Genomic DNA, 26,116 nt, shown 5'->3' with positions numbered 1-26,116 from the left:
CGTGATGCGCTTACTGGTGCGCGTTGTGCGTCGCCGTCAGGCGCCGCATCATCGGCAGCACGGCCAGCGCGATCAGGGTGCAGATCACGGCGGCGATGCCCAGCTTGTTGAACAGGCTCGTATAGATCGGCAGGGTCTGCAGCGGATCGGTCATGCCCTGCGGGACGCTGGCCAGGTTCGCCACCACGCCGCCCAGGTATTGCGAGATGCCGGTCGCGACGAAATAGGCGCCCATCATGAAGCCGCCCATGCGCGCCGGCACGTAGCGCGCCACCATGGCCAGGCCCAGGCCCGACACCAGCAGTTCGCCCAGCGAATACAGGCCATAGCCGGCGATCATGATCCAGGACGAGGTCAGGCCGTTCACGGCGAACTGGCCGGCGAAGCCGTAGGTGAAGAAGCCGGCGGCCACCACCGTGAAGCCGAGCGCGAACTTGCCGGCGATCGACAGGTCCTTGCCGGTGCGGCCGGCGCGGGTGTAGACCAGGGCCAGGACCGGGCTCAGGACCATGATCCAGATCGCGTTCAGGGCCTGGAACTGGGCCGGCGACCAGGTCCACAGGTGGGCGCCCAGCACGTTGAATTCGAGGTCGACGTTACGCAGGGCGAACAGCGACAGCGAGGTCGACATCTGCTGGTAGAAGATGAAGAAGAACACGGTCTGCAGCGTCAGCACCAGGGCCGCGATCAGGCCGGCGCGCTCGCTCTGCTCGCTCTTGCGGATCAGGTGCACGAAGATGCCCAGCACGACGACGCCGGCCAGGTACACGAACACGCGGGCGATGCTCTGGTACTGCAGGATCACGGCGGAGACGCCGACGGCGACCACGCCGCCGCCCAGCACCATGGCCAGCTTGCCCATGTCGAGGGGACGCTCGTCGGGGAGGGAGCCGACGTGGCGGATGGTGGCGCGCATCATCAGGAGGGTAAAGATGCCGATGATCAGGCCGACGCTGCAGACGCCGTAGGCGACGTGCCAGCCGATTTCGCTGCCGTGGGCCGCGTTGAAGTAATCCTTGATCGCCGGCGTGGCCAGCATCGAGAAGGTCGAGCCGACGTTGACGGCCATGTAGTACATGGTGAAGGCGCTGTCGATTTTCGAATCGTCGCCTTCGTAGATCTTGCGCACCAGGTTGGCGGTGTTCGGCTTGAACAGGCCGTTGCCGACCACGATCACGCCCAGCGCCGAGAACAGGAACCAGGTATTGGTCGTCGGCACCGCCATCAGGGCGTAGCCGAGCGAGAGGATCATGGCGCCCAGCACCATGCAGCGCTTGGTGCCGAGCACCTTGTCGCCGATCCAGCCGCCGATGGCCGGTGCGACGTAGATCAGGGCCGCCGCGGCGCCCCAGACCAGGTTGGCGCGGCTGTCTTCGAAGCCCATGCGCTGGACCATGAAGTAGACGATCAGCGCCTGCATGCCGTAGTAGCCGAAGCGTTCCCACAGCTCGATCATCCAGACGGTCACGAACGAGCGGGTCTGGCTGTACGGGAGGATTTCCGTTTTCAAGTTTTCTCCTTGGATATATTGACTGTCGTTCCCAGCTCGTGACCAGGAGCAAGCCGTTGCATGCTACGCGAGGGCGGGGGAATAGGCAATATTCACGGGAATGGAGCCCGTGCGTTCCGGATCGCGTCAAAGGTGCGCATGGCGGGCATGCCCGCCGTACGTTATGCCGCAGCCAACGATTCCGGTTGGAGTAGGGCGGAACACTCCGCCGCCGGCGACGGCTTCCCGATGTAATACCCCTGGATCTCGTCGCATCCATACGCGCGCAACGCATCCACGTGCGCGACCGTCTCCACGCCTTCCGCCACCACCTTCAGGTTCAGGCTGTGCGCCAGGCTGATCACCGCCTTGGTAATCGCCGCATCGTCGCTGTCGCCCGGCAGGTCGCGGACAAAAGTGCGGTCGATCTTCAGCGCATCCAGCGGGAAGCGCTTCAGGTAGGCCAGGCTCGAATAGCCGGTGCCGAAATCGTCGACCGACAGGCGCATGCCCTGGGACTTGAGGTCGCCGAGGATGCGCACCGCGGCTTCCGGATCTTCCATCAGCATCGATTCGGTCAGTTCGAATTCGAGCAGGCCCGGGTCGACGCCGGCTGCATCGACGATCGCGCGCACCGCCTGCGGCAGGCCGGCGTGCCCGAGCTGGCGCGCCGACAGGTTGATCGCCACCGGCGGCACGCTGCCGTACTGCGCGGACCACACGCCGATCTGGCGGCAGACTTCGGCGATCACCCATTCGCCGACCGGCAGGATCAGGCCCGTTTCCTCGAGGATGGAGATGAATTCGAAAGGCGCGACCAGGCCGCGCTCCGGATGGCGCCAGCGCAGCAGGGCCTCGAAGCCGCTGATTTTGCCCATCTGCGCGCCGGCCGCGAGCCGGAGCTTGGGCTGGTAGTGCAGCTCGAACTCGCCGCGCTCGAGGGCCAGGTGCAGCTGGTGTTCGGTCTGCAGGCGCAGCGCGGCGTCGGCGTTCATTTCGGCGAGATAGAACTGGTAGTTGTTGCGGCCGTTCTGCTTGGCGCTGTACATCGCCGTGTCGGCGCTTTTCAGCAGGGTAGCGGCGTCGATGCCGTCCTCCGGATACGCCGCGATGCCGACGCTGGCCGAGACGAACAGCTGCTGGCCCTGCAGCACGAAAGGCTGGGCCAGCGCCTCGACGATGCGGCGCGCGATGTCCTCGGCGACGCTGCCCCCTCCGAGCTGCGGCAGCACGACCGCGAATTCGTCGCCGCCCAGGCGCGCCACCACGTCGCCGGCGCGTACGCAGTCCTGCAGGCGGGCGCCGGCCTGCACCAGCAGCTCGTCGCCGGCGCCATGTCCCAGCATGTCGTTGACGCTCTTGAAGCGGTCGAGGTCGATGAACATCACGCCGGCGCGGCGCCGGCTGGCGGCAGCGCCGATGATCGCCGCTTCCAGGCAGACGCCGAGGCGGTGCCGGTTCGGCAGGCCGGTGAGGGTATCGAACTGGGCCAGCCAGGTCAGGCGCTTGCGCGATTCTTCGCGCTCCACGGCGGTGGCCAGGATGTTCCCGAGGCCGTTGAGGAAGGCCTCTTCGTCTTCCTGGAAGGTGCGCGTCTCGGGCCCGTACACGGCCAGCGCGCCGAAGGGACGGCCGGCGCAGACCACGACCGCGTCGATGCTGCTGCCGGCATCGTCGAAGCCGAGCAGGCCGGTGGTCCAGCGCGCCAGGGCGTCGCTGGCCTCGGGGCCTGCGCCGCAGGGGAAGGGGACGGCGCGGGTGTCGGCCGGGAAGCCGCGCGAGGCCTGCAGGCAGGCGGTGCCTGAATCGGCGTCGAACGCGAACAGCGCCGCATGGCGCGCATGCAAACCGTCGCAGGCCAGGCGCGCCGCCATCTCGAACAGCTCGACCAGCGGGCCGGCTTCCAACGCCTTGCGGCCCAGGCGCGCGAGCAGGCCCTGGCGCATCGCGTTGCGCACGATGGCGTCCTCGAATTCCTTGCGCTCGCTGATGTCGAAATCGATGCAGATGTACTTGTCGATGCTGTTCTCGGCATCGAGGATGGGGACGATGGTGCGGTACCACTGGCGCTCGCCGTCGCGGCCCGGCACCGCGACTTCGCCGCGCCAGACCGTGTTCGAGGGCGCCCAGCTGCCGCCGGCCTGGGCCAGCGGCCGGCCGACCAGTTCCTCGCGCGCGTAACCCGACTGACGCACGAACTGGTCGTTGACCGCGGTGACGATGCCGTCGCGATCGACTTCGCTGACGATGGCCGCCTGGTCGAGCGCGCTCTTGTGCTGGACCAGGGAATTCATCAGGTCGGCGATGCGCTGGCCGTATTCGTCGCGCATGCTGGCGGCGCTGCGGTTCATGGCCTTGATCGCGGCCTGGATCTCGAGCGGGGCGTCGGGATGGATGGCGGCATCGATGCCGTGGAAGCGCAGGCTGTCGAGGTTCTTCAGCCAGCGCGCCAGCAGGGCCCGCGCAAGCAGCAGGCTGATCGCAAGCACCAGGGCCGCCAGGCTGGTCGACTGCACCAGCAGCAGCCACAATTGCGAAGCCAGCTTGCGTTCGTCGAAGTGCAGGCGCAGCACGCCGTAGTCCTTGCCGCCGGCGGCGACCACGCGGTTGACGTCGTACAGTTCGCCGCCGACGTGGTCGAGCAGCCAGCCGGGCGCCGGCGCCAGGCTGGCGTCGTGCGCGGCCTCGACGCGGATGGCGCCGCCGTTGACGTCGATGAAGGCGGCGCTGGCGAAGGGCGACTGTTCCATCATCGTCGCCAGGGTGCGCTTGACCGTGTCGTAGTCGCCGATCAGGGCGCTGTCCTCGACCGCCTGGGCCGCCAGCTCGACCAGCGTCGCGGCGCTGTCCTGGGTCTCCTCGATGTGCTGCAGGTACTGGTGGCGGTAGAACATCCCCATGCCGACACCGACGAACACCAGCATGCTCATGGCGAACAGGGCGAACACGCGGCCGACGAGCGAACGCGGGAGCAGCCGGTGGAGGAGGCGCAGCAGGAGCCGCAATATCGGCGCCGGCATCAGCGCAAGGCCGCCGGCGCGGTCTGGTAGAACTGGCGGTAGGCCGCGTAGTCGGCGTCGGTCGCCGCGATGAAGCGCACCGGTTCCGGCGCGTGCACCAGTTCCGCGGCGGCCTGCAGGATGCGGCGGCCCTCCGGGTCCTTGTCCATACCGAGGAAGGCCTGGGCGACGGCGCGCAGGTGGCCTGGGGGCACGCGTCTGGAGGCCATCAGCGCCAGGTCGTTGAAGGGGGCCGAGCTCCACAGCACGCGGAAGGCCTTGTTTTCGCGGCCGGCATAATTTTCCACCAGCTGCGAATTGGCGCCGGCCGCCCTGGCGCGTCCGCTGAAGAGCTGGGTGAAGGCGGCGTCCATATTACCGGCGAAGACGGTCGTGACGGCCACCTTGTCGCGCAGCAGTTGGGCATACGGCACCTTGTAAGCGATCAGGGCTTCGGGGCCGGGAAAGACGACGGTGCTGCCGGCCAGCTCGGCCAGGCTGTGCACGGGCGAATCGGCGGGCACGACGATCTGCGCCTGGACCGGCGCCGCGTCGCGCCGGCCGAACACGGTCCAGCCCATCTTCATGCGCTCGGGGCTGAACATATGGTTGGTGAAGGCGAAATCGACTTCGCGTGCGAGCACGTAGCTGGTGGTGTCGGCCGAGGTGCGGCCGAGTTTCAGGTTCAGGCGCACGCCGCTTTTTTGCGAGACGTAGCGCACGATCGGGTTCCAGAAGCTGGCCGAAACCTGCAGGTTGTACTGGTTGACCGGCGAGAAATTGTAGGTCGGAGCCTCGGTAGCAGCAACCGCAGGAATGGCCACGGCGGCCAGGACGGCCAGGAGCAGGGCGAGGCCGGCTGGGCGAAACATGCGCATGATGGTGAAAAACGGGATACGGGCGCGGACGCGCGAAGATCGAGACTATACCAGAAGGGAACGACTAATACTGCAAGGCAACTTCCCTCTGTTGTAAAGACATCATGCGAACTTGTTTTAGCGCGTTTTCACGCCTGCCACCGGCTCCGTTTCGAAGCGTTCGAAGCCGGCGATCAGCGGCCGTCCTTTTGTGATCGCCTCGCGTACCGACGGGAGCGCCAGCGAGGCCTTGTGGCTGGCGGCGCTGTCCCAGGTTTCCGTGATCCAGAGCGCATCCGGGTCCGCCTTGTCCTTTGCGATCATGTAGGCAAGGCAGCCGGGCATCTCCTTGGTTCCCTCGGCGAGGATCGCGATCAATGCGTCGCGCTGGCCCGGCTGGACGCGCATCTTGCCGATCACGCCGTACATGCCGCCTGCGGCTGCCGGCGGACCGGATTCGGCCGCTCCGGCGGGCGCGGCAGTGGCGAGTGCGGTAAGTGCGCCGAGCGCGGTACGGCGGGATATGGTCATGATGGCTTCCTTGATGAGCAATCCGACAAGCTTAACAGAATGCTCATGCGCGGGCGAGTGCGGCCACCCTGTCAGAACTGCTCGTCCGGCTGCAGGTAGCGCCACTGCCCAACCGGCAAATCGCCCAGCTTGACGCGCCCGATACGCACGCGCTTCAGGCCGACGACCTTCAGGCCGACCATGTCGCACATGCGGCGGATTTGCCGCTTCTTGCCCTCTTTCAGGGTGAAGCTGAGCTGGTCCTCGTTCTGCCAGCGCACTTTGGCCGGCAGCAGCGGTTTGCCGTCCATCCACAGGCCGTGGTTGAGCTTTTTCAGGTCGCTGTCGGGCAGCTTGCCCGGCTTGGTGTATTCCACGCGCACCAGGTATTCCTTGTCGATGCTGGTGTCCTGGCCGATCAGCTGCTTGGCGATGCGGCCGTCCTGGGTCAGCACCAAGAGGCCCACCGAGTCGATGTCGAGGCGCCCGGCCGGCACCAGCGAACGCAGCTGGGTCGGGTGGAACTGTTCGCCCGACGGGTCGTCCGCCCAGCGGTTTTCCGGCTTGATCAGGGCAACCGCCGGCGTGTAGCCGTCCTCGGCCTGGCCCGACACGTAGCCGACCGGCTTGTTGATCAGGACCGTGACGCGCTTCGATTGCTCGGCCGCGGCCTGGCGCTCGACGGTGATGCGCTGGCTTGGGAGTACCTTGCTGCCCAGCTCCGAGACGACCTTGCCGTCCACCCGCACCCAGCCGCGCGCGATCCATTCATCGGCTTCGCGGCGCGAGCACAGGCCCAGTTCGGACATTCGTTTGGAGAGGCGGAGCGGTTCGGTCATTGGTTTTGCTTTTAATAAGTGAGACAGTGTGTTTCAGATCGCCAGTGCGTCGAGCAGCTCGGTTTCGAGCTGCACCAGCACGCGCGGGTTGTTCAGGTTGGGGCCGTCGACGAGGAACACGTCCTCGACGCGCTCGCCCAGGGTCATGATCTTCGCCGTGTGCAGGTTGATGCGGTAGCGGGTCAGCACATTGGCGACCGCGTACAGCAGGCCGGTGCGGTCGTTGGCGGCGATCGACAGCAGGTAGTGCTGGCCGCGCTCGTCGGGGCGCAGTTCCACGCTCGGCGCCACCGGGAAGTGGCGCGACAGGCGAGAAAGGCGCCCGCGCGTGGGCGGCGGCAGCGGCGCGTTCGAGGTCAGGAGTTCGCACAGCTCGTGCTCGATCAGGCTGATGATGTCGCGGTAGTTCTTCGCGAAGTTTTCTTCGGTGATGAGGAAGCTGTCGAGCGCATAGCCGTCGCGCGTGGTGTGGATCTTGGCGTCGAGGATGCTGAAGTTCTTGCGGTCGAAATAGCTGCAGATGCGCGCGAACAAATCCGGCTGGTCCTTCACGAATACGGCCACCTGCAGCCCGGCGCCGGCCGGCGCCAGGCGCGCCTTGACCACGGGTTTCGTGCTCTTGATCTTGTCGTGCAGGCAGCGCGTCTGCCAGGCGATGTCGGAGGCATCGTGGCGCAGGAAATAGACCACGTCGAGCTGGTCCCACAGCGCTTCGTGCGCGTTCGCGGGCAGGCCGAACAGGCGCAGGGTCGCCAGCGCTTCCTGCTGGCGCATCCTCAGTTCGCGATCGGCCGAATGCGGCTCGCCGCCGAGCACGCGCAGGGTGATGCGGTATAAGTCCTCCAGCAGCTTGGCCTTCCAGGCGTTCCACACCTTGGGGCTGGTGCCGCGGATGTCGGCCACGGTCAGCAGGTAGAGGGCCGTCAGGTGGCGCTCGTCCTTTACCACGGCGGCAAAGGCCTGAATCACGTCCGGGTCCGACAGGTCCTGCTTCTGCGCCACCTGCGACATGGTCAGGTGCTGTTCGACCAGGAAGACTACCAGCTCGGTATCAAGCTCGGAGAGCCCGTGGTCGCGGCAGAAGGCCTCGGCGTCATGCTTGCCCAGTTCCGAGTGGTCGCCTCCGCGGCCTTTCGCGATGTCGTGGAACAGCGCGGCCACGTACAGCAGCCAGCGGTCGCGGAAATTGGCGACCAGCTGGCTGCAGAAGGGGTATTCGTGGGCGTGTTCGGACATCGTGAAGCGGCGCAGGTTACGCACCACCATCATGATGTGCTGGTCCACGGTGTACACGTGGAACAGGTCGTGCTGCATCTGGCCGACGATGTTGCGGAAGTCCGGCAGGTAGCGGCCCAGCACGCCGAAGTCGTTCATGCGGCGCAGTGCGTGCACCAGGCCTTGCGGCGCTTTTAATACGCGCAGGAAGTTGGCGCGGTTGTGCGGATCGGCGCGGAAGTCCTCGTCGATCAGGTTGCGTGCGTGCCAGAGCGCGCGCGTGGTGCGCGCCGTCATCCCCTTGATCTCGGGACGCTCGGTCATGGTCACGAAAATCGACAGGATGGAGGATGGCGTCGTCTCGAAGGTATCGTCGCGCACGATGTCGATGAAACCGTTGACGTCGTTGAAGCAGGCGTTGATCGGCTTCGGCACCGTCGGCTGCGGGAACAGGCGCGCCTCGATGTTCTGCAGCAGGATGGTATTGAGCTGGGTGACCGTCTTGGCGGCCCAGTAGTAGCGCTGCATCAGGTATTCGGATGCCCGGCGCGCGCCGGGGCCGGGCGCATCGCCCGTCAGGCCGAAGGATTCCGCGATCGCCGTCTGCACGTCGAACAGCAGGCGGTCTTCGCGCCGCTTGGTATGCAGGTGCAGGCGGATGCGGATGTCCTTGAAGGCGCGTTCCTTTTCCATCAGCTGGCGCGCCTCGTCCTGGGTGATCAGTTCGCGCGTGGCGAGCTGGCCCCAGGAGTTGGCGAGCCCTGCGGCCTTGGCCACCCACAGGATCACCTGCAGGTCGCGCAGGGCGCCGGGGCTCTCCTTGCAGTTCGGTTCCAGCGCAAAGGCGGTGTATTCGTACTTCGCGTGGCGCAGGCGCATCTCCGCCGTCTTGGCCTGGAAGAAGGCTTGCGGGTCGAGGGCTTCGCGGTAGCGCTCTTCCAGCTGCGCGAACAGGCCGGCGTCTCCGGTCACCAGGCGCGCTTCCAGCAGCGAAGTCTGCACCGTAATGTCGGCGCTTGATTCCTGCATGCACTCGTCCACGGTGCGGATGCTGTGCCCGATCTCCAGGCCCAGGTCCCACAGCAGCTGCACCAGGCCTTCGAGCTTGGCCTGGGTGATGGCGTCGGGCGGGGCGCCGAGCAGGATCAGCAGGTCGACGTCGGAATAGGGGAAGAGTTCGCCGCGCCCGTAGCCGCCGACGCCGACCAGGGCCGTATTGGCGGGCAGGCGCGCGGCCTGCCAGGCTTCGGTGAGGATGGCGTCGACGCTCTGGCGCAGGCCGCGCAGCAGCTTTTCCGGCTTGCCGTCCTGGCCGAAGGCGTGGAACAGGGCTTGCCGTTCGGATTTCAGGCGGCCCTTGAGTTCGGGGCGGGCCTGTTCGAGCTGCGCGGCGCTCATGATCGCTTACGCCGGGACGGCGTCTTTGGCAGCCACGATGGCCGGCGGGGGCGGGGTGCCGGCCGACTGCGTCAGGATCTCGTAGCCGGTCTCGGTCACGAGGATCATGTGTTCCCACTGCGCCGACAGGCTGCGGTCCTTGGTCTTGATGGTCCAGCCATCCGGCATTTCCTTGATGTCGCGGCGGCCGGCGTTGATCATCGGCTCGATCGTGAAGATCATGCCCGCTTCCAGCTTTTCCAGGGTGCCCGGCTTGCCGTAGTGGAGCACCTGCGGCTCTTCGTGGAAGACCTTGCCGATGCCGTGGCCACAGAACTCGCGCACCACGCTGTAGCCGTTCTTTTCGGCATGCTGCTGGATCGCATGGCCGATGTCGCCCAGGTGGGCGCCCGGTTTGACTTTCGAGATGCCCAGCCACATGCATTCATAGGTCACTTCCGACAGGCGGCGCGCCAGGATCGAGGCTTCGCCGACCAGGAACATGCGGCTGTTGTCGCCATGAAAACCATCCTTGGTGATCACGGTGACGTCGATGTTGACGGCGTCGCCGCTCTTCAGGACCTTGTCGCCCGGAATCCCGTGGCAGATCACGTCGTTGACCGAGGTGCAGACGGCTTTCGGGAAGGGCGGGTAGCCCGGCGGCGCGTAGTTCAGCGGCGCCGGCACGGTACCTTGCACGTTGGTCATGTATTCGTGACACAGGCGGTCGAGCTCGCCGGTGGTGACACCCGGTTTCACGAAAGGCGTGATGTAGTCGAGCACTTCGGCGCCGAGGCGGCCGGCCAGGCGCATGCCTTCGATTTCTTCCGGAGTTTTGATGGAAATGGACATATGTGATTGATATCTGTTCGGTGAGGGCTGGTCCGACATTCGCGGCCCAGGCCATGATGCCGTCATTATAAGGGATCGCCACGGCTCCCGCCGAGCCTTGGGCCCGTCACCCGCCCCGCATGCATTGTTACGCTTGAAAAACGAGCCGAATCCCGCTAGAATCTCGGGTTGCTTGGGCTGAGGTCCAGCAATGTTGTCAAAGTAATCTATTTATCTTAACGAAATCGCGAATGCGGCCGACAAGGGTGCCTGCCAGGAAAACTGCGGGTAACTGGCCGTTATTCAAGACTTAACCCTGGAGAATTACATGTCCGTTACTATGCGCGAAATGCTGGAAGCCGGTATTCACTTCGGCCACCAGACCCGTTTCTGGAACCCAAAGATGGCACCGTTCATCTTCGGTCATCGCAACAAGATCCACATCATCAACCTGGAAAAGACCATGGCGATGTACCAGGATGCGATGAAGACCATCAAGCAGATCTCGGCCAACCGCGGCACCATCCTGATGGTCGGCACCAAGCGCCAGGCGCGCGACATCATCGCCGCTGAAGCCCAGCGCGCTGGTGTTCCTTACGTCGACCAGCGCTGGCTGGGCGGCATGCTGACCAACTTCAAGACCATCAAGACCTCGATCAAGCGCCTGAAGGACATGGAAGCGCAAGTGGAAGACGGTTCGGTCGAGAAGCTGTCGAAGAAAGAAGCGCTGATGTTCTCGCGCGAAATGGAAAAGCTGAAGAAGTCGATCGGCGGTATCAAGGAACTGGGCGGCGTGCCTGACGCGATCTTCGTCGTCGACGTCGGCTACCACAAGGGCGCCATCACCGAAGCCGGCAAGCTGGGCATCCCGGTCATCGGCGTGGTCGATACCAACCACTCGCCAGAAGGCGTCACCCACGTGATCCCTGGCAACGACGACTCGTCGAAGGCCATCACCCTGTACGCACGCGGCGTCGCCGATGCGATCCTGGAAGGCCGCGCCAACGCCACCAACGAAGTCGTTGAGATGGTCAAGGCCGGCGGCGACGACTTCGTCGAAGTCTCCGAGCAGGCGTAATTGAAAAGGCGGGCTGCGGTCCGCTGAAAGAAGGGGTGCTGGGCCGTGGCTGCGCACCCCTTTTTTTAAACACCGAATTAGCAAGAAATTATCGTGCGGACGTTTTATTTGGACGTACGCGACACTGAACACATTTTGGGAGAAAAACATGGCAGCGATTACTGCAGCGATGGTGGGTGAACTGCGCGCGAAGACCGATGCGCCTATGATGGAATGCAAGAAGGCCCTGACCGAAGCCGAAGGCGACATGGGCCGTGCCGAAGAGATCCTGCGCGTCAAGCTGGGCGGCAAGGCATCGAAGGCATCGTCGCGCGTGACCGCCGAAGGCGTCGTCGCGACCTACATCGCCGGCAACGTCGGCGCGCTGGTCGAAATCAACAGCGAAACCGACTTCGTCGCCAAGAACGACGAGTTCCTGGCCATGGCCAACCTGGCAGCCAAGCTGGTCGCCGAGCAGAACCCGGCCGACGTCGCTGCCCTGTCGCAACTGGACGCCGGCGGCCAGACCTTCGACGCGCTGCGTTCGGCGCTGATCGGCAAAATCGGTGAGAATATGACCGTGCGCCGCTTCCAGCGTTTCGACACCACCGGCAAGCTGGCTTCCTACCTGCACGGCACCCGTATTGGCGTCATGGTCGAATACGAAGGCGCGGACGAGCAAGTCGGCAAGGACGTCGCGATGCACATCGCCGCGATGAAGCCGGTCGCCCTGTCGTCGGAGCAAGTGCCTGCTGAACTGATCGAGAAAGAGCGTTCGGTCGCCCAGCTGAAGGCCCAGGAAGATGCCGACAAGGCAGCTGCCGAAGGCAAGCCGGCCCAGTCGCCGGAAATCCTGGCCAAGCGCCTCGAAGGTTCGGTCCAGAAGTACCTGAAAGAAGTGTCGCTGCTGAACCAGGCGTTCGTGAAGAACGACAAGCAGTCGATCGAGCAGATGCTGAAGGCGACCAACACCACGGTGAAGTCGTTCACGATGTACGTCGTGGGCGAGGGCATCGAGAAGAAGGTCGACGACTTCGCAGCAGAAGTCGCAGCCCAGATGGCTGCCAACAAGCAGTAATGTGAAAGCGGGCCGCAAGGCCCGTTTTTTTAACCCGTCGTTTTATACGCGACGGGTTCGTACGGCGTGCGCGCCGTACGACGGCGACACGATTTCGCCGCCATCTGTACATTTGCAGATGAGGCTCCAGGCCCAGCCTGCAGCCAGACCCGAATTCGAACCATACATTTTTAGGAGAGCGCTTCATCATGACAAAACCAGCCTACCAACGAGTCCTCCTCAAACTGTCTGGCGAAGCGCTGATGGGCGACGATCAGTTCGGCATCAATCGCGCCACCATCGACCGCATGGTCGCCGACGTCGCGGAAGTGGCGGAGCTGGGTGTCGAGCTGGCGGTCGTGATTGGCGGCGGCAACATCTTCCGGGGCGTCGCGCCGGGTGCGCAGGGCATGGACCGCGCCACCGCCGACTACATGGGCATGCTGGCCACCGTCATGAACGCGCTGGCACTGGCCGACGCCATGCGCCACAAGGGCATCACCGCGCGCGTGATGTCGGCGATCGGCATCGACCAGGTGGTCGAGCCCTACGTGCGCCCGAAAGCGCTGCAGTACCTGGAAGAGGGCAAGGTCGTCGTCTTCGCCGCCGGCACCGGCAATCCCTTCTTCACCACCGACACCGCGGCCGCCCTGCGCGGCGCCGAAGTGGGCGCCCAGATCGTCCTCAAGGCAACCAAGGTCGACGGCGTCTACACCGCCGACCCGGCCAAGGACGCCAGCGCCACCCGCTACGAGTCGATCTCCTTCGACGAGGCGATCTCGAAGCAGCTGCAGGTGATGGACGCCACCGCGTTCGCCCTCTGCCGTGACCAGAAACTCCCGATCAAGGTGTTCTCGATCGTCAAGCCCGGCGCGCTCAAGCGCGTCATCATGGGCGAAGACGAAGGTACCCTGGTGCACGTTTAAATCTAGTAAATCGTAAATAACAGGAGAGCAGCATGTCCTTAGCTGACGTGAAGAAAAATGCGCAAGAGCGCATGAACAAGTCGATCGAGACCCTGAAGGCCGACCTGGCCAAGGTCCGTACCGGCCGCGCCCACACCGGCATCCTCGACCACGTGATGGTCGAATACTACGGCTCGCCGACGCCCCTGACGGGCGTCGCCAACGTCACCCTGATCGACGCCCGGACCATCGGCGTGCAGCCCTTCGAAAAGAAGATGCTGACTACCGTCGAAAAGGCGATCCGCGATGCCGACCTGGGCCTGAACCCATCGTCCTTCGGCGAAATGATCCGCGTGCCGACCCCGCCGCTGACCGAAGAGCGCCGCAAGGAAATGGTGAAACTGGTCAAGTCGGAAGCCGAAGATGCGAAGATCGCCGTGCGCAACATCCGCCGCGACGCCAACGAACAGCTGAAGAAAATGGTCAAGGACAAGACCGCCTCGGAAGACGACGAGCGCCGCGCATCGGACGAGGTCCAGAAGCTGACCGACAAGTTCGTCGCCGACATCGACAAGCTGGTCGTGGAAAAGGAAAAAGAGATCCTGACCGTGTAAGATGGCGGGTCTTCTTGGCTCAATTGGTAACAATAAGTAATTGAAAGCAGCAAGCGGGCGCCCGCGGTCCACAATCCGCTGGGCCCCGCTTTTCACCGTTTTCCCCGTATTCGCCATGATGGCAATGGATTTATGATCTTTAAGAGTTCGACGACCGTAGTTCCCGATGTGCCGACCGTCCCGCGCCATATCGCCGTCATCATGGACGGCAATGGCCGCTGGGCGACCAAGCGCCTGCTGCCGCGCGTGGCCGGGCACGTCAAGGGCGTGGAGGCGGTGCGCGGCGTGGTTGAGGCCTGCGTGCTGCGCGGGGTCGAATACCTGACCCTGTTCGCGTTTTCCTCGGAAAACTGGCGCCGCCCGGAAGAAGAAGTTTCGCTGCTGATGCGCCTGTTCGTCACCGCGCTCGAGCGCGAAGTCTCGAAGATGCACGCGAATAACATCCGGCTGAAAGTCGTGGGCGACCTGTCGCGCTTCGACGCCAAGCTGCGCGAGATGATCGCGAACGCCGAGCGCCGCACGGCCAACAATACCCGCCTGACCGTCACCGTTTGCGCCAACTACGGCGGCCGCTGGGACATCATGCAGGCGACAAGCAAGATGGTCGCCGCCAACCCCGGCGTGACCGAATTCACGGAAGACATGCTGGCGCCGCACCTGGCGATGGCCTATGCGCCGGAACCCGACCTGTTCATCCGCACCGGCGGGGAAGAGCGCATCTCGAACTTCCTGCTCTGGCAGCTGGCCTATTCGGAGCTGTACTTCACCGACACTTATTGGCCGGATTTCTCGGTCGAGTCGCTGGACGCGGCGATCGCGTCCTACCAGAGCCGCGAGCGCCGTTTCGGCCGCACCGGCGAACAAGTGGCCAACAAGACAAATAACAACTGATGCTCAAGACCCGGATCCTCACCGCGCTCGTGCTGCTGGCAGTCCTGCTGCCGGTCCTGTATTCCAACAACTTCACGGCCTTCGCGGTGGTGGCAACCGCCTTCTTCGGCGCCGCGATCTGGGAAACCTTCCGCCTGTTCAACCCCAAGTCGGGCAAGGCGGTCGTGGTGGCCCTGTTCTGGACCGCCGCCTTCGCCTGGACCTTCTTCTTCAGCGGCAATGGCGCTTCGCAGACCTTCTGGTTCGCGATCAGCATCCTGCTGTGGGCGCTGCGTTTCGCGCCTTCGCTGAAAGTCGGCCTGCCGGCCCTCGACAGCACCGCCAATACGCTCCTGAGCCTGACCTATGCCGTGGCCCTCGTCGGCTGCTTCGCGGCGATCGTGACGCTGTTTTCGTATTCGCCGCTCTACCTGCTGTCGGTCATGGCCATCGTCTGGGCCGCCGACATCTTCGCCTACTTTTCCGGCAAGGCCTTCGGCAAGCGCAAACTGGCGCCGTCGATCTCGCCCGGTAAATCCTGGGAAGGCGCGATCGGCGGCGGCATCGCCGTGCTGGTGATCGCGACGCTGGTAATCGTCTTCGCCGGCGACGCGTTGGCGAACACCTTCCCGGTCCGCGTGCAGGCCAGCCTCGGCTGGGCCGCCACGTACGCCATCCTGATCCTGATCGTCGCCGCCAGCATCGTCGGCGACCTCTTCGAATCCCAGCTCAAGCGCCGCGCCGGCATGAAGGACAGCAGCAACCTGCTGCCCGGCCACGGCGGGGTGCTCGACCGGATCGACGCCCTGGTTCCGGTACTGCCGCTGGCGGCTTTGATCGGCGCCTGGCTGTAAGGAGTTTTACAATGCAACGCATCACCATCCTGGGCGCCACCGGCTCGATCGGCGTCTCGACCCTCGACGTGCTCGCGCGTCATCCCGAGCAGTACCAGGTCTATGCCCTCAGCGCGCATAGCCGCGTCGAGGAACTGGCCGCACAGTGCCGCCAGTTCCGCCCGCAGCGCGCCGTCGTCGGCACGCCTGAAGCCGCCGCCGAACTGGCGCGCCTGCTGGACGGCCTGGACATCGACGTCGCCCACGGCGAAGCGGCCCTGTGCGAGATCGCATCGAGCCCGGACACCGACACCGTGATGGCCGCCATCGTCGGCGCCGCCGGCCTGGCGCCCGCGCTGGCCGCGGCCCGCGCGGGTAAAAAAATCCTGCTGGCGAACAAGGAAGCCCTGGTCATGTCGGGCCAGCTGTTCATGGACGCCGTGCGCGAGCACAAGGCGACCCTGCTGCCCATCGACAGCGAGCACAACGCGATTTTCCAGTCGCTGCCTGGCGACTACGCGCGCACCCCTAGCGAGTCGGGCGTGGCGAAGATCCTGCTGACCGCATCGGGCGGCCCCTTCCTGCACCGCACCGTCGAGACCCTCGAGCGCGTCACCCCGGCGGAGGCCTGCAAGCACCCGAACTGGTCGATGGGCCGCAAGATCTCGGTCGATTCGGCGACCATGATGAACAAGGGCCTGGAAGTGATCGAGGCGCACTGGCTGTTCGGCGCGCCGGCCGAGCTGATCGAGGTCGTGATCCATCCGCAAAGCGTGATCCACTCGATGGTCTCGTATGTGGACGGTTCCGTGCTGGCCCAGCTCGGCAACCCCGACATGCGCACCCCGATCGCGCACGCGCTGGCCTACCCGGAGCGCATCGCTTCGGGCGTCGCCCAGCTCGACCTGACGCAAATGAGCGCGCTGCAGTTTTATAAACCCGACTTCGAACGCTTCCCCTGTCTCGCATTGGCTTTCGACGCCCTGCGTGCAGGCGGTACCGCGCCGGCCCTGCTGAACGCGGCCAACGAGATCGCGGTCGAAGCCTTTCTCAATGAGCGCATCGGTTTCCGCGACATCGACCGCGTCGTGCGGCGCGTGATGGACGAAAACGAGCACGGCGCCGCGCATGACATCGAGGCCGTGATGGCGCAAGATGCGCGTGCCCGCGAGGCCGCTTCCAGTATCGTCAGTTCTATCTCAAGGTAAAACCATGAGCTTCCTCTACACCGCGGTCGCCTTCATCCTGGCGCTGGGGCCGCTCATCGTCTTCCACGAACTCGGCCACTACTGGGTCGCGCGCGCCTGCGGCGTGAAGGTGCTGCGCTTCTCGGTCGGCATGGGCAAGGTTGTCTGGTCGCGCCGCTTCGGCCCCGACCAGACCGAGTGGGCTCTTTCCGCGCTGCCGCTGGGCGGCTACGTCCAGATGCTGGACAGCCGCGACCCGAACACGACGCCGAAGGACGAAGCGGAGCAGGCGCGCGACTTCGTACGCCAGAACGTCTGGAAGCGCATCGCCATCGTCGCCGCCGGCCCGACCGCCAACTTCCTGCTGGCGATCGTCCTGTTCGCGGCCCTGTTCATGCACGGCATCGAAGAGCCGGCCACCAAGCTGCGTCCGATGGCGCAGAATACCCCGGCCTATGTGGCGGGCGTGCGCGGCGGCGACAGCGTTGTGGCCGTGAATGGGGAAGCGGTGACGAGCTGGTCCGACCTGCGCTGGCAGATCACCCATGCGGCGGTGGACAGGCAGGACGCCCATCTCACCATGCGCGGGCGCGACGGCGGCCAGTACGCGGCCACGATTCCGGCCACGTCCTTCAAGGAGCCGGGGCCCGACAGCGATCCGATGTCCGCGCTCGGCCTGGACGTCTGGATCGGCATGGCGCAGGTGGAACAGGCGGCCGAAGGCGGCGCCGGCGCGCGTGCGGGCTTGCTTGCTGGCGACGTGGTGCTGGGCGCGGACGGCAAGGCCTTCCTGCATGCCGCCGACTTCGTGCAGGCCGTGCGCGCCGCGCCCGGACGCACGCTGCAGCTGCAGGTGCGCCGGGCCGGCCAGGTCATCACGCTGCCGCTCACGCCGCAGAAGGACGCGAAAGGGCAGGGCCTGGCGAGCGTGCAGCTGGCGCCGGCGATCGAGCGCGTCACCGTGCAGTCGGGCCCGTTGGAAGCGATCGCCAAGGGTGCGCAGCGCACCTGGGAGATGACGGCGCTGACCTTCCGCATGATCGGCAAGATCGTCACGGGCCAGGCTTCGCTGAAGAACATCACGGGTCCGATCGCGATCGCCGACTACGCCGGACAGACCGCACGCATGGGCCTGGCGACCTTTTTGGGCTTCATCGCGGTGGTCAGCGTGAGCCTGGGTGTAATGAATCTGTTACCAATCCCAGTACTGGATGGGGGGCATTTGTTGTATTATTCGCTGGAAGTTTTGACCGGGCGTCCCCTGTCCGAGCGAATCCAGGGATTCGCGCAGCGCGCAGGGGTGGCCCTGCTGTTCATGCTGATGGCGCTCGCCATCTTCAATGACCTGTCGCAGCGGCTCTAGCAGTATTAGCGCGCAGCGCGCAGAGCGTCTGACAAAACCTTCAGGGCAAGGCGCACCGTCGAAGACAGTACGACTGTACGGCGAGACGGTGCAACGCTGCCATGGAGGTTTTGTCAGGCGCTCGCCGCCGGCAAACAAGAATATGTACGTACGTTGTCCAATGACTAATTAGCCAATGAAATCACAACCAGATCGTTTTGCCCTGCCGTTCATTCGCCGCAGCCTGATCGGCGCGGCCGTGCTGGCGCTGTGCGCCGGCCAAGCGCTTGCCGTCAATCCGTTCGTCGTCAAGGACATCCGCATCGAAGGCATCCAGCGCACCGAAGCCGGCACCGTGTTCAGCTATCTGCCGGTACGCGTGGGCGAGACCTTCGACGACGCCAAGAGCATCGCCGCGATCAAGGCCCTGTACGCCACCGGCTTCTTCAAGGACATCCGCCTCGAGGAAGAAAACGGCGTGCTGGTGGTGCTGGTCGAGGAACGCCCGGCGATCAACACGGTCGACTTCACCGGCACCAAGGAATTCGAGAAGGACATGCTGGTCAAGGCACTGAGGGACATCAACGTCGGCGAAGCGAAGATCTACGACAAGGCCGCGGTCGACCGCGCCGAGCAGGAACTCAAGCGCCAGTACCTGTCGCACGGCCTGTACGGCGTGAAGATCACGACCACGATCACCCCGATCGAACGCAACCGCGTGAACGTCATGTTCAACGTCGACGAAGGCGAGATCGCGCGCATCAAGGGCATCAACATCGTCGGCAACAAGACCTTCAGCGACAAGCAGCTGCGCGAAGTGCTGCAGCTGGAGACCTCCGGCTGGTTCTCCTGGTATTCGAAGGCCGACCAGTATTCGAAGACCAAGCTGACCGGCGACCTCGAAGCGGTCAAGTCCTTCTACCTGGACCGCGGCTACCTCGAAGCCCAGGTCGAATCGACGGTGGTGGCGATCACGCCGGACAAGAAGCAGATCTACCTGACCATCAACGTCACCGAAGGCGAGAAGTACACCGTCTCGAGCGTGAAGCTGGAAGGCGAGACCTTCGGGCGCGAGGAAGAACTGCGCCAGCTGATCCTGCTGCAGCCCGGTAAAACCTATTCGGGCGCGCTGCAGGAAGCGTCGAACAAGCGCATCGCCGCGCGCCTCGGCCAGTTCGGCTACGCGTTCGCCAACGTCAACGCCGACCCGCAGCTCGATCGCGAGAAGCGTGAAGTCGCCTTCACCTTCGTCGTCGATCCGGGCAAGCGCGCCTACGTGCGCCACATTAACATCTCGGGCAATACGGTCACCCGCGACGAAGTCATCCGCCGCGAATTCCGCCAGTTCGAAAGCTCGTGGTACGACGCCGACAAGGTCAAGCTCTCGCGCGACCGCGTCGACCGCCTCGGCTACTTCAAGGAAGTGAAGGTCGATACGCCGGAGTCGCCGGGCACCAGCGACCAGGTCGACATCAACCTGTCGGTCGAAGAGCGCCCGACCGGTAACTTCACCGTCGGCGGCTCGTTCTCGCAGGCCGAGAAGTTCACCTTCACGGCCTCGATCCAGCAGGCGAACTTCGCCGGCTCGGGCCAGACCGTCGGCATCGATCTGAACACTTCGAAGTACAGCCGCACGATCGCGTTCTCGAACAGCAATCCGTACTTCACCGACGACGGCATCTCGCGCGCCTTCCAGCTCTACCTGCGCACGACCCGTCCGCCGCTGTCGAACATCGGCTCCTACACGGTGCGCCAGACCGGCGGCAACCTGACCTTCGGCGTGCCGTTCTCGGAAACCGACACCGTCTACTTCGGCGCGGGCCTCGAGCGCACCTCGCTCGAAACCGACGCCACCAGCCCGGCCCTGTACCGCAACTTCGTGGCCCAGAACGGCGGCCCGGAAAACGGCATCGGTACCGGCAAGAGCATCTCGATCCCGCTGACCGTGGCCTGGGGCCGCGACAGCCGCGACAGCGCGCTGACCCCGAGCATCGGCCGCTACCAGCGCGCCAACCTCGAAGTCGACGCGATCGGCGACGCCAAGTACTTCCGCGTCATCTACGAACACCAGTGGTACCGTCCGCTGACCACCTGGATGACGCTGGCCCTGCGCGGCGAACTCGATTACGGCAAGGGCATCGGCGGCAGCTCCTACCCGGTATTCAAGAACTTCTATGCGGGCGGCATCGGTTCGGTGCGCGGCTACGAGAGCTCGACCCTGGGCGTGGTCGATCCGGTCTACGGCGACGCCATCGGCGGCTCCAAGCGCATCATCGGCAACGTCGAACTGCAGTTCCCGTTCCCGGGCAACACCAAGGACCGCACCCTGCGCTGGTTCACCTTCGCCGACGGCGGCCAGGTCTACCAGGAGAAGTCGAAGATCTTCCTGGGCGAGCTGCGCTACTCGGCCGGTATCGGCCTGTCCTGGATTTCGCCGGTCGGCCCGCTGCGCTTGAGTTATGCTAAGCCTTTGAACGCGAAACCGGGCGACCAGCTCGAGCGCTTCCAGTTCCAGATGGGCACGGGCTTCTGACCGCGCCTTCATCGGCACTTACCCTTTCATCGCGGAGAATTATGTTGAAAAATCCGATAGCCACGCTGCCCACCGTCCTGATGCTGGCAGCCCTGTGCGCCGCTCCGCTGGCGACGGCGCAGACGGCGCCGAGCCGGATCGGCTTCGTGACGACCGAGCGCCTGATGACCGAATCGAAAATGGCCAAGGCGGCCGACGCCAAGATCCAAGCCGAGTTTTCGAAGCGCCAGAAGACGAACGAAGAGCTGATGGCCAAGTTCCGGCAGATGAGCGAGAAGTTCGACGCCGACGCGCCGCGCCTGACCGACATCGAGCGCACCCGCCGTGCGCGCGAACTGTTCGACATGGAGAAGGACGTGCAGCGCATGAACCGCGAGTTCACCGAAGACCTCATGCAGAGGAAGAGCGAAGAGCGCGCCGCCATCGCCACCAAGGCCTATAAACTGATCGAACAGATCGCCGAGCAGGAAAAGCTCGACGCCGTGCTGCAGGAAGCGGCGTGGTCGAGCCCGCGCATCGACATCACCGACCGCATCCTGAAACTGCTGGACAAGTAATTTTGGAACAACGTCAACAAACCCGGCCGGGCGTGCGCCTCGGCGACCTGGTCGAGCGTTTCGGCGGCCAGCTGACGGGCGACCCCGACCTGGTGGTCGCCTCGATCGCGCCGCTCGACAGCGCAGGTCCCACCCAGATCAGCTTCCTCAGCAACAGCAAGCTGCGCGCCCTGGCGGCGCAAAGCGAGGCCGCGGCGCTGATCCTGTCGCCGCTGGACGACCCCTCGGTCGCCGCCACCTACACGGGCGCGCGCATCGTCACCACCAATCCCTACGCCTATTTCGCCCGCGCCGCGCAGTACTTCGTGTCGCTGGAAGAAGCGGCGCCGCTGCCGGGCATCCATCCGAGCGCGGTGGTTGAGCCGTCGGCCGAGATCGACCCGACGGCGCATATCGGCCCGCATGTCACCATCGAAGCCGGCGCAGTGGTGAAAGCCGGCGCGGTCATCGATCACGGCTGCTTCATCGGCAAGGACGCCGTCGTCGGGGAGGGCACGCACTTCTTCGCCAACGTCACCTTCCATCGCAAGTGCGTCATCGGCGCGCGCGGCATCGTCCACTCGGGCGCGGTGATCGGCGGCGACGGCTTCGGCTTCGCCATGGAAGCCGGCGCGTACATCAAGATTCCGCAAACCGGGCGCGTGGTGATCGGCGACGACGTCGACATCGGCTCGAACACCTCGATCGACCGCGGCGCCCTGGCCGACACCGTGATCGAGGACGGCGTCAAGCTGGACAACCAGATCCAGATCGGCCACAACTGCCACATCGGCAAGCACACCGCCATGGCCGGCTGCGTCGGCGTCGCCGGCAGCGCCAAGATCGGCAGCCGCTGCACCTTCGGCGGCGCGGCCATGGTGCTGGGCCACCTCGAGATCGCCGACAACGTCCACATCTCGTCGGGCTCGATGGTCTCGCGCTCGGTGCTCGAACCGGGCCAGTACACGGGCTTCTATCCGCTGGCGAAGAACGCCGAATGGGAGAAATCGGCGGCCATCGTGCGCAACCTGAATTCGATGCGCGACAAGATCCGCGCACTCGAGAAAACAATTAAAACGATTAGTGAACAACATGACTGATACCCAAGCCAAGCGTACCCTCGGCATCAACGAGATCAAGGAATACCTGCCGCACCGCTATCCGCTGCTGCTGGTCGACCGCGTGCTCGACGTCGAGGTCGGCAAGCGCATCACTGCGATCAAGAACGTGACCGTCAACGAAGAATTCTTCAACGGCCACTTCCCGCACCAGCCGGTGATGCCGGGCGTGCTGATGATCGAGGCGATGGCGCAGACCGCCGCGATCCTCTCGTTCATGACGATGGACGTGAAGCCGGACGAGAATTCGGTCGTCTATTTCGTCGGCATCGACAACGCGCGCTTCAAGCGTCCGGTCGGTCCCGGCGACCAGCTGGTGATGGACGTCGAGATCCTGCGCGTGGCGCGCGGTATCTGGAAATACAAGGCGACCGCCAGCGTGGACGGCAAGGTCGCCGTGGAAGGTGAACTGATGTGCACCATCCGCGCAAACGAAAACAGCACGGGGCAGTAAATGAGCAAGATTCATCCTAGCGCGATCGTCGATCCGAAGGCCGAGCTGGACAGCTCGGTCGAGGTCGGCCCGTATTCGATCATCGGCCCCAACGTGCGCATCGACGCCGGCACGGTGGTGGGTCCGCACGTGGTCATCGAAGGCCATACGACGATCGGCAAGGACAACAAATTCTTCCAGTTCGGGTCCATCGGCGCCGCGCCGCAGGACAAGAAGTGGAAGGGCGAGCCGACCCGCCTCGAAATCGGCAACGGCAACACCATCCGCGAATTCGTCACCTTCAACCTGGGCACCACCCAGGACGAGGGCGTCACCCGCCTGGGCGACGACAACTGGATCTCGGCCTACGTTCACCTGGCGCACGACTGCCAGGTCGGCAGCCACACGATCTTCTCGAACAATGCGCAGCTGGCCGGCCACGTCCACGTGGGCGACCACGCCATCCTGTCCGGCTACGCCGGCGTGCACCAGTTCTGCAAGATCGGCGCCCATGCCTTCATCGGCATGTACACGAGTCTGACCCAGGACGTGCCGCCCTTCGTGCTCGTGTCGGGCAATCCGGCCGGCGCGCGCGGCGTGAACATCGAGGGCCTCAAGCGCCGCGGTTTCACCCGCCCGCAGATCGACGGCATCCGCGCCGCCTACAAGCACATCTACCGCGAAAACCTGACGCTGGAAGAGGCCAAGGCCGCGCTGGCCGAGGACGAGGCAAGGCTGCCCGAAGCGGCCGACGGCATCCGCGCGATGCGCGACTTCCTCGGCATCGCCACCCGTGGCATCGTCCGCTGAAGTGAACCTCGCACTCGTCGCCGGCGAGGTGTCCGGCGACATGCTCGCCGCCCGCCTGCTGGCCGGGCTGCGGCCCCATCTCCCCAACGCGCGCTTCCACGGCATCGGCGGCCCGCGCATGATCGAGCAGGGCCTCGTCTCCGACGTGCCTATGGAAACGCTCACCGTGCGCGGCCTGTTCGAGGTCATCCCGCGCTACCGCGAGATCAAGGGCATCCAGAACCGCCTGCGGGATCGCTTATTGCAGGAGCGGCCGGCCGCCTTCATCGGCGCCGACTACCCGGGCTTCAACCTCGGCCTGGAAGAGCAGCTGCGCGCCGCCGGCATCCCGACCGTGCACTTCGTGGGGCCGCAGATCTGGGCCTGGCGGGGCGGGCGCATCAAGAAGATCCAGCGCGCGGTGTCGCACATGCTGGTGATCTTCCCTTTTGAGGAAAAAATCTACCAGGATGCCGGCGTGCCGGTGACCTATATCGGCCATCCGCTGGCGGAGACGATTCCGCTGGTGCCCGACGTGGCCGCCGCCCGCGCATCGCTCGGCCTCGCGCCCGATGCGCGCGTGGTGACCGTGATGCCCGGCAGCCGCATGGGCGAACTGAAATACCTGGCCGAGCCCTTCGTGCGCGCGGCCGGGCTGCTTGCAAAACGCGATCCCGGCCTCCAGTTTGTGGTGCCGATGGCGGGCGAGAAGCAGCGCGTTTACTTTAACGACATCATCGCCAAAGCGGGTTTGCAGGACATTCACGTGCGGCTGGTCGACAACTCGCACACGGCGATCGCCGCCGCCGACGCGGTGCTGGTGGCCTCGGGCACGGCGACGCTGGAAGTGGCGCTGTTCAAGAAGCCGATGGTGATCGCCTATAAAGTCATGCGCGCGTCCTGGGAAATCATGCGCCACATGGGTTACCAGCCCTGGATCGGCCTGCCGAACATCCTGGCGCGCGAATTCCTGGTGCCGGAACTGCTGCAGCACGCCGCCACGCCCGAGGCGATGGCCGATGCGGTGTGGAAGCAACTGAATGACGCGCCGGGACGCGAGCGGCTTGCGGCGCGCTTCACGGAGATGCATCATAGCCTCCTGCGCGACAGCGGCGCGCTGAGTGCCGAGGCCGTGCTGCGGATCATCCGCCCGTAACCGCGTGGGCACGGAGTGCCCACCCTACGTAGGGTGGGCATTCCATGCCCACGCGGTACAACGCGTCCCAATCGAAACGCGTTTCTCGGAACCATCGAATCAAACAAACAAGCACCATGAGCAAAAAACGCGTCAACTTCTACCCCGGCCTGCCGCCCCGCCTGCGCCCCTTCACCGACCTCGACATCGTCTGCGGCGTCGACGAGGCCGGCCGCGGCCCGCTGGCCGGCCCGGTATTCGCCGCCGCCGTCATCCTCGACCCGAAGCGTCCGATCGACGGCCTGCGCGACTCGAAGAAGCTGACCGAAGCGCGCCGCGACGAGCTGGCGCCGCAGATCCGCGAGAACGCGCTGGCCTGGGCCATTTGTCAGGCCAGCTGCGAGGAAATCGACACGTTGAACATCCTGCACGCTACCATGCTGGCCATGCGCCGCGCCGTGGAAGCGCTGCAAACGGTGCCGACCATCGCCCTGATCGACGGCAACCGCTGCCCGCCGATGGAGATCCGCGCCCACGCCGTGATCGAGGGCGACGACAAGTGCCACGCGATCTCGGCCGCCTCGATCCTGGCCAAGACCGCGCGCGACGCCGAGCTGGTGCGCCTGCACGCGCTGTATCCCGAATACTGCTTCGACCAGCACAAGGGCTACTCGACCGCGCTGCATTTGGAGCGCCTGCGCCTGCACGGCCCGTCGCCGGTGCACCGCCGCTCCTTCGCGCCGGTGCGCAGCCTGCTGCAGGTCGAGCTGTTCGCGCAGGCCATCGACGCGGTGGCCTGCGCATGAAGACAATCAGTTCGCGCGACAATCCCTTCTACAAGGACCTCGTCAAGCTGGCATCGAGCTCGCAGGCGCGGCGCAAGGCCGGCCGCACGCTGCTCGACGGCGTCCACCTGTGCCAGTCCTGGCTGGACCTGCGCGGCGCCCCTGCGCACTGCGTGGTCTCGGAAGAAGCCCTGCACAATCCCGAAGTGGCGGAGATCGTGGCCCGCTGCGAAGGCCTGCGCGCCCACGTCACAAGCGTGCCGGACGCGCTGTTCGGCGCCCTGAGCCAGGTCGAGCACGGCGTCAACCTGCTGTTCCTGGTCGAGACCCCGGGCGCCGCCCAGCCTTCGAGCCTGACGGTGTCCGCCGTCCTGCTCGACGGCGTGCAGGATCCGGGCAACGTCGGCTCGATCCTGCGCAGCGCCGGCGCGGCCGGCATCACGCAAGTGTTCTGCAGCCCCGGCACCGCCTTCTGCTGGTCGCCCAAGGTGCTGCGCGCGGCCATGGGCGCCCATTTCGTGCTCGAGATCTTCGAGAACGCCGACCTCGCGGCGCTGATCGACGCGTCAAGCATCCCGGTGCTGGCGATGAGCGGCTATGCCGAGCAAAAGCTGTACGAGGTCGACCTGCGCGGCCCGGTCGCCTGGCTGCTCGGCCACGAAGGGCAGGGCGTGGCGGACGAGCTGATGTCGCGCGCCACGCACCAGGTGGTGATCCCGCACGCCGGCCAGGTCGAGTCGCTGAACGTGGCCGCCGCCGCCGCGGTCTGCTTCTTCGAACAGCTGCGCCAGCGGGGATAATAGAC

Annotated in this window: 23 protein-coding genes; 16 read left to right on the top strand and 7 right to left on the bottom strand. The window is 65.2% G+C overall.

Annotated elements, in window-relative coordinates; all coding sequences use genetic code 11:
• Positions 1–10: 10 nt before the first annotated feature.
• From ACFPQ5_RS11785 to map, 7 genes are all read right to left on the bottom strand, one after another.
• A complete protein-coding gene (locus ACFPQ5_RS11785) occupies positions 11–1,510 on the bottom strand; it encodes a peptide MFS transporter (RefSeq protein WP_379755372.1) in 1,500 nt (499 codons plus the stop codon).
• A gap of 161 nt (positions 1,511–1,671) precedes the next feature.
• Positions 1,672–4,494: a putative bifunctional diguanylate cyclase/phosphodiesterase gene (locus ACFPQ5_RS11780; protein ID WP_379755369.1), complete on the bottom strand. Its 2,823-nt coding sequence runs from the start codon at positions 4,492–4,494 to the stop codon at positions 1,672–1,674.
• Between the two features lie 14 nt (positions 4,495–4,508).
• A complete protein-coding gene (locus ACFPQ5_RS11775; RefSeq protein WP_379755366.1) occupies positions 4,509–5,360 on the bottom strand; it encodes a phosphate/phosphite/phosphonate ABC transporter substrate-binding protein in 852 nt (283 codons plus the stop codon).
• Positions 5,361–5,483: 123 nt separating this feature from the next.
• Positions 5,484–5,876 carry a putative quinol monooxygenase gene (locus ACFPQ5_RS11770; protein ID WP_379755363.1) on the bottom strand — a complete coding sequence of 131 codons (393 nt, stop codon included), beginning with the start codon at positions 5,874–5,876 and terminating at the stop codon, positions 5,484–5,486.
• A gap of 71 nt (positions 5,877–5,947) precedes the next feature.
• Positions 5,948–6,694 carry a pseudouridine synthase gene (locus tag ACFPQ5_RS11765; protein WP_379755360.1) on the bottom strand — a complete coding sequence of 249 codons (747 nt, stop codon included), beginning with the start codon at positions 6,692–6,694 and terminating at the stop codon, positions 5,948–5,950.
• Between the two features lie 33 nt (positions 6,695–6,727).
• A complete protein-coding gene (locus ACFPQ5_RS11760; protein WP_379755357.1) occupies positions 6,728–9,307 on the bottom strand; it encodes a [protein-PII] uridylyltransferase in 2,580 nt (859 codons plus the stop codon).
• Between the two features lie 6 nt (positions 9,308–9,313).
• Positions 9,314–10,300, bottom strand: a complete 987-nt coding sequence (map, locus tag ACFPQ5_RS11755) for a type I methionyl aminopeptidase (protein WP_379760087.1) — start codon at positions 10,298–10,300, stop codon at positions 9,314–9,316.
• Positions 10,301–10,445: 145 nt separating this feature from the next.
• Between map and rpsB the strand changes: the two genes are divergently transcribed.
• From rpsB to ACFPQ5_RS11675, 16 genes are all read left to right on the top strand, one after another.
• Positions 10,446–11,195, top strand: a complete 750-nt coding sequence (gene rpsB, locus ACFPQ5_RS11750; protein WP_136221394.1) for a 30S ribosomal protein S2 — start codon at positions 10,446–10,448, stop codon at positions 11,193–11,195.
• 148 nt (positions 11,196–11,343) lie between these two features.
• Complete coding sequence (gene tsf / locus ACFPQ5_RS11745; RefSeq protein WP_379755354.1) at positions 11,344–12,252, top strand: translation elongation factor Ts; 909 nt, start codon at positions 11,344–11,346, stop codon at positions 12,250–12,252.
• A 188-nt stretch (positions 12,253–12,440) separates the two neighbouring features.
• Positions 12,441–13,157, top strand: coding sequence for a UMP kinase (pyrH, locus tag ACFPQ5_RS11740; RefSeq protein WP_379755351.1), 717 nt, complete (start codon positions 12,441–12,443; stop codon positions 13,155–13,157).
• Positions 13,158–13,189: 32 nt separating this feature from the next.
• Positions 13,190–13,750, top strand: coding sequence for a ribosome recycling factor (frr, locus tag ACFPQ5_RS11735; RefSeq protein WP_379755348.1), 561 nt, complete (start codon positions 13,190–13,192; stop codon positions 13,748–13,750).
• A 132-nt stretch (positions 13,751–13,882) separates the two neighbouring features.
• Positions 13,883–14,641, top strand: coding sequence for a polyprenyl diphosphate synthase (gene uppS, locus ACFPQ5_RS11730; protein ID WP_136221390.1), 759 nt, complete (start codon positions 13,883–13,885; stop codon positions 14,639–14,641).
• Positions 14,641–15,474, top strand: coding sequence for a phosphatidate cytidylyltransferase (locus tag ACFPQ5_RS11725; protein ID WP_379755345.1), 834 nt, complete (start codon positions 14,641–14,643; stop codon positions 15,472–15,474). Before uppS ends, ACFPQ5_RS11725 begins: the two co-directional genes overlap by 1 nt.
• An 11-nt stretch (positions 15,475–15,485) precedes the next feature.
• Positions 15,486–16,661 carry a 1-deoxy-D-xylulose-5-phosphate reductoisomerase gene (ispC, locus tag ACFPQ5_RS11720; protein WP_379755342.1) on the top strand — a complete coding sequence of 392 codons (1,176 nt, stop codon included), beginning with the start codon at positions 15,486–15,488 and terminating at the stop codon, positions 16,659–16,661.
• A 4-nt stretch (positions 16,662–16,665) separates the two neighbouring features.
• Positions 16,666–18,003: an RIP metalloprotease RseP gene (rseP, locus tag ACFPQ5_RS11715; RefSeq protein ID WP_379755339.1), complete on the top strand. Its 1,338-nt coding sequence runs from the start codon at positions 16,666–16,668 to the stop codon at positions 18,001–18,003.
• A 175-nt stretch (positions 18,004–18,178) separates the two neighbouring features.
• Positions 18,179–20,515, top strand: a complete 2,337-nt coding sequence (bamA, locus tag ACFPQ5_RS11710; protein WP_379755336.1) for an outer membrane protein assembly factor BamA — start codon at positions 18,179–18,181, stop codon at positions 20,513–20,515.
• A 41-nt stretch (positions 20,516–20,556) separates the two neighbouring features.
• A complete protein-coding gene (locus ACFPQ5_RS11705; RefSeq protein WP_379755333.1) occupies positions 20,557–21,072 on the top strand; it encodes an OmpH/Skp family outer membrane protein in 516 nt (171 codons plus the stop codon).
• A gap of 2 nt (positions 21,073–21,074) precedes the next feature.
• The gene (lpxD, locus tag ACFPQ5_RS11700) at positions 21,075–22,151 is read left to right on the top strand and encodes a UDP-3-O-(3-hydroxymyristoyl)glucosamine N-acyltransferase (RefSeq protein ID WP_379755330.1); all 1,077 of its coding nucleotides are present in this window, start codon (positions 21,075–21,077) and stop codon (positions 22,149–22,151) included.
• The gene (gene fabZ / locus ACFPQ5_RS11695; RefSeq protein ID WP_379755327.1) at positions 22,144–22,623 is read left to right on the top strand and encodes a 3-hydroxyacyl-ACP dehydratase FabZ; all 480 of its coding nucleotides are present in this window, start codon (positions 22,144–22,146) and stop codon (positions 22,621–22,623) included. The genes lpxD and fabZ overlap by 8 nt, the downstream gene beginning before the upstream one ends.
• Positions 22,624–23,412, top strand: a complete 789-nt coding sequence (gene lpxA, locus ACFPQ5_RS11690) for an acyl-ACP--UDP-N-acetylglucosamine O-acyltransferase (protein ID WP_379755324.1) — start codon at positions 22,624–22,626, stop codon at positions 23,410–23,412. It begins immediately after the preceding gene.
• Position 23,413: 1 nt separating this feature from the next.
• Positions 23,414–24,547 (top strand): lipid-A-disaccharide synthase, encoded by a 1,134-nt coding sequence (lpxB, locus tag ACFPQ5_RS11685; RefSeq protein ID WP_379755321.1) that lies wholly within the window; start codon positions 23,414–23,416, stop codon positions 24,545–24,547.
• 116 nt (positions 24,548–24,663) lie between these two features.
• Positions 24,664–25,332 carry a ribonuclease HII gene (gene rnhB, locus ACFPQ5_RS11680; protein WP_379755318.1) on the top strand — a complete coding sequence of 223 codons (669 nt, stop codon included), beginning with the start codon at positions 24,664–24,666 and terminating at the stop codon, positions 25,330–25,332.
• The gene (locus tag ACFPQ5_RS11675; RefSeq protein ID WP_379755315.1) at positions 25,329–26,111 is read left to right on the top strand and encodes a TrmH family RNA methyltransferase; all 783 of its coding nucleotides are present in this window, start codon (positions 25,329–25,331) and stop codon (positions 26,109–26,111) included. Before rnhB ends, ACFPQ5_RS11675 begins: the two co-directional genes overlap by 4 nt.
• The last annotated feature ends 5 nt before the right edge of the window (positions 26,112–26,116 follow it).

The sequence above is a fragment of the Massilia suwonensis genome (genome assembly GCF_042655665.1).
GTDB lineage: Bacteria > Pseudomonadota > Gammaproteobacteria > Burkholderiales > Burkholderiaceae_D > Telluria > Telluria suwonensis.
This window is presented reverse-complemented; position numbering and strand designations above follow the sequence as displayed.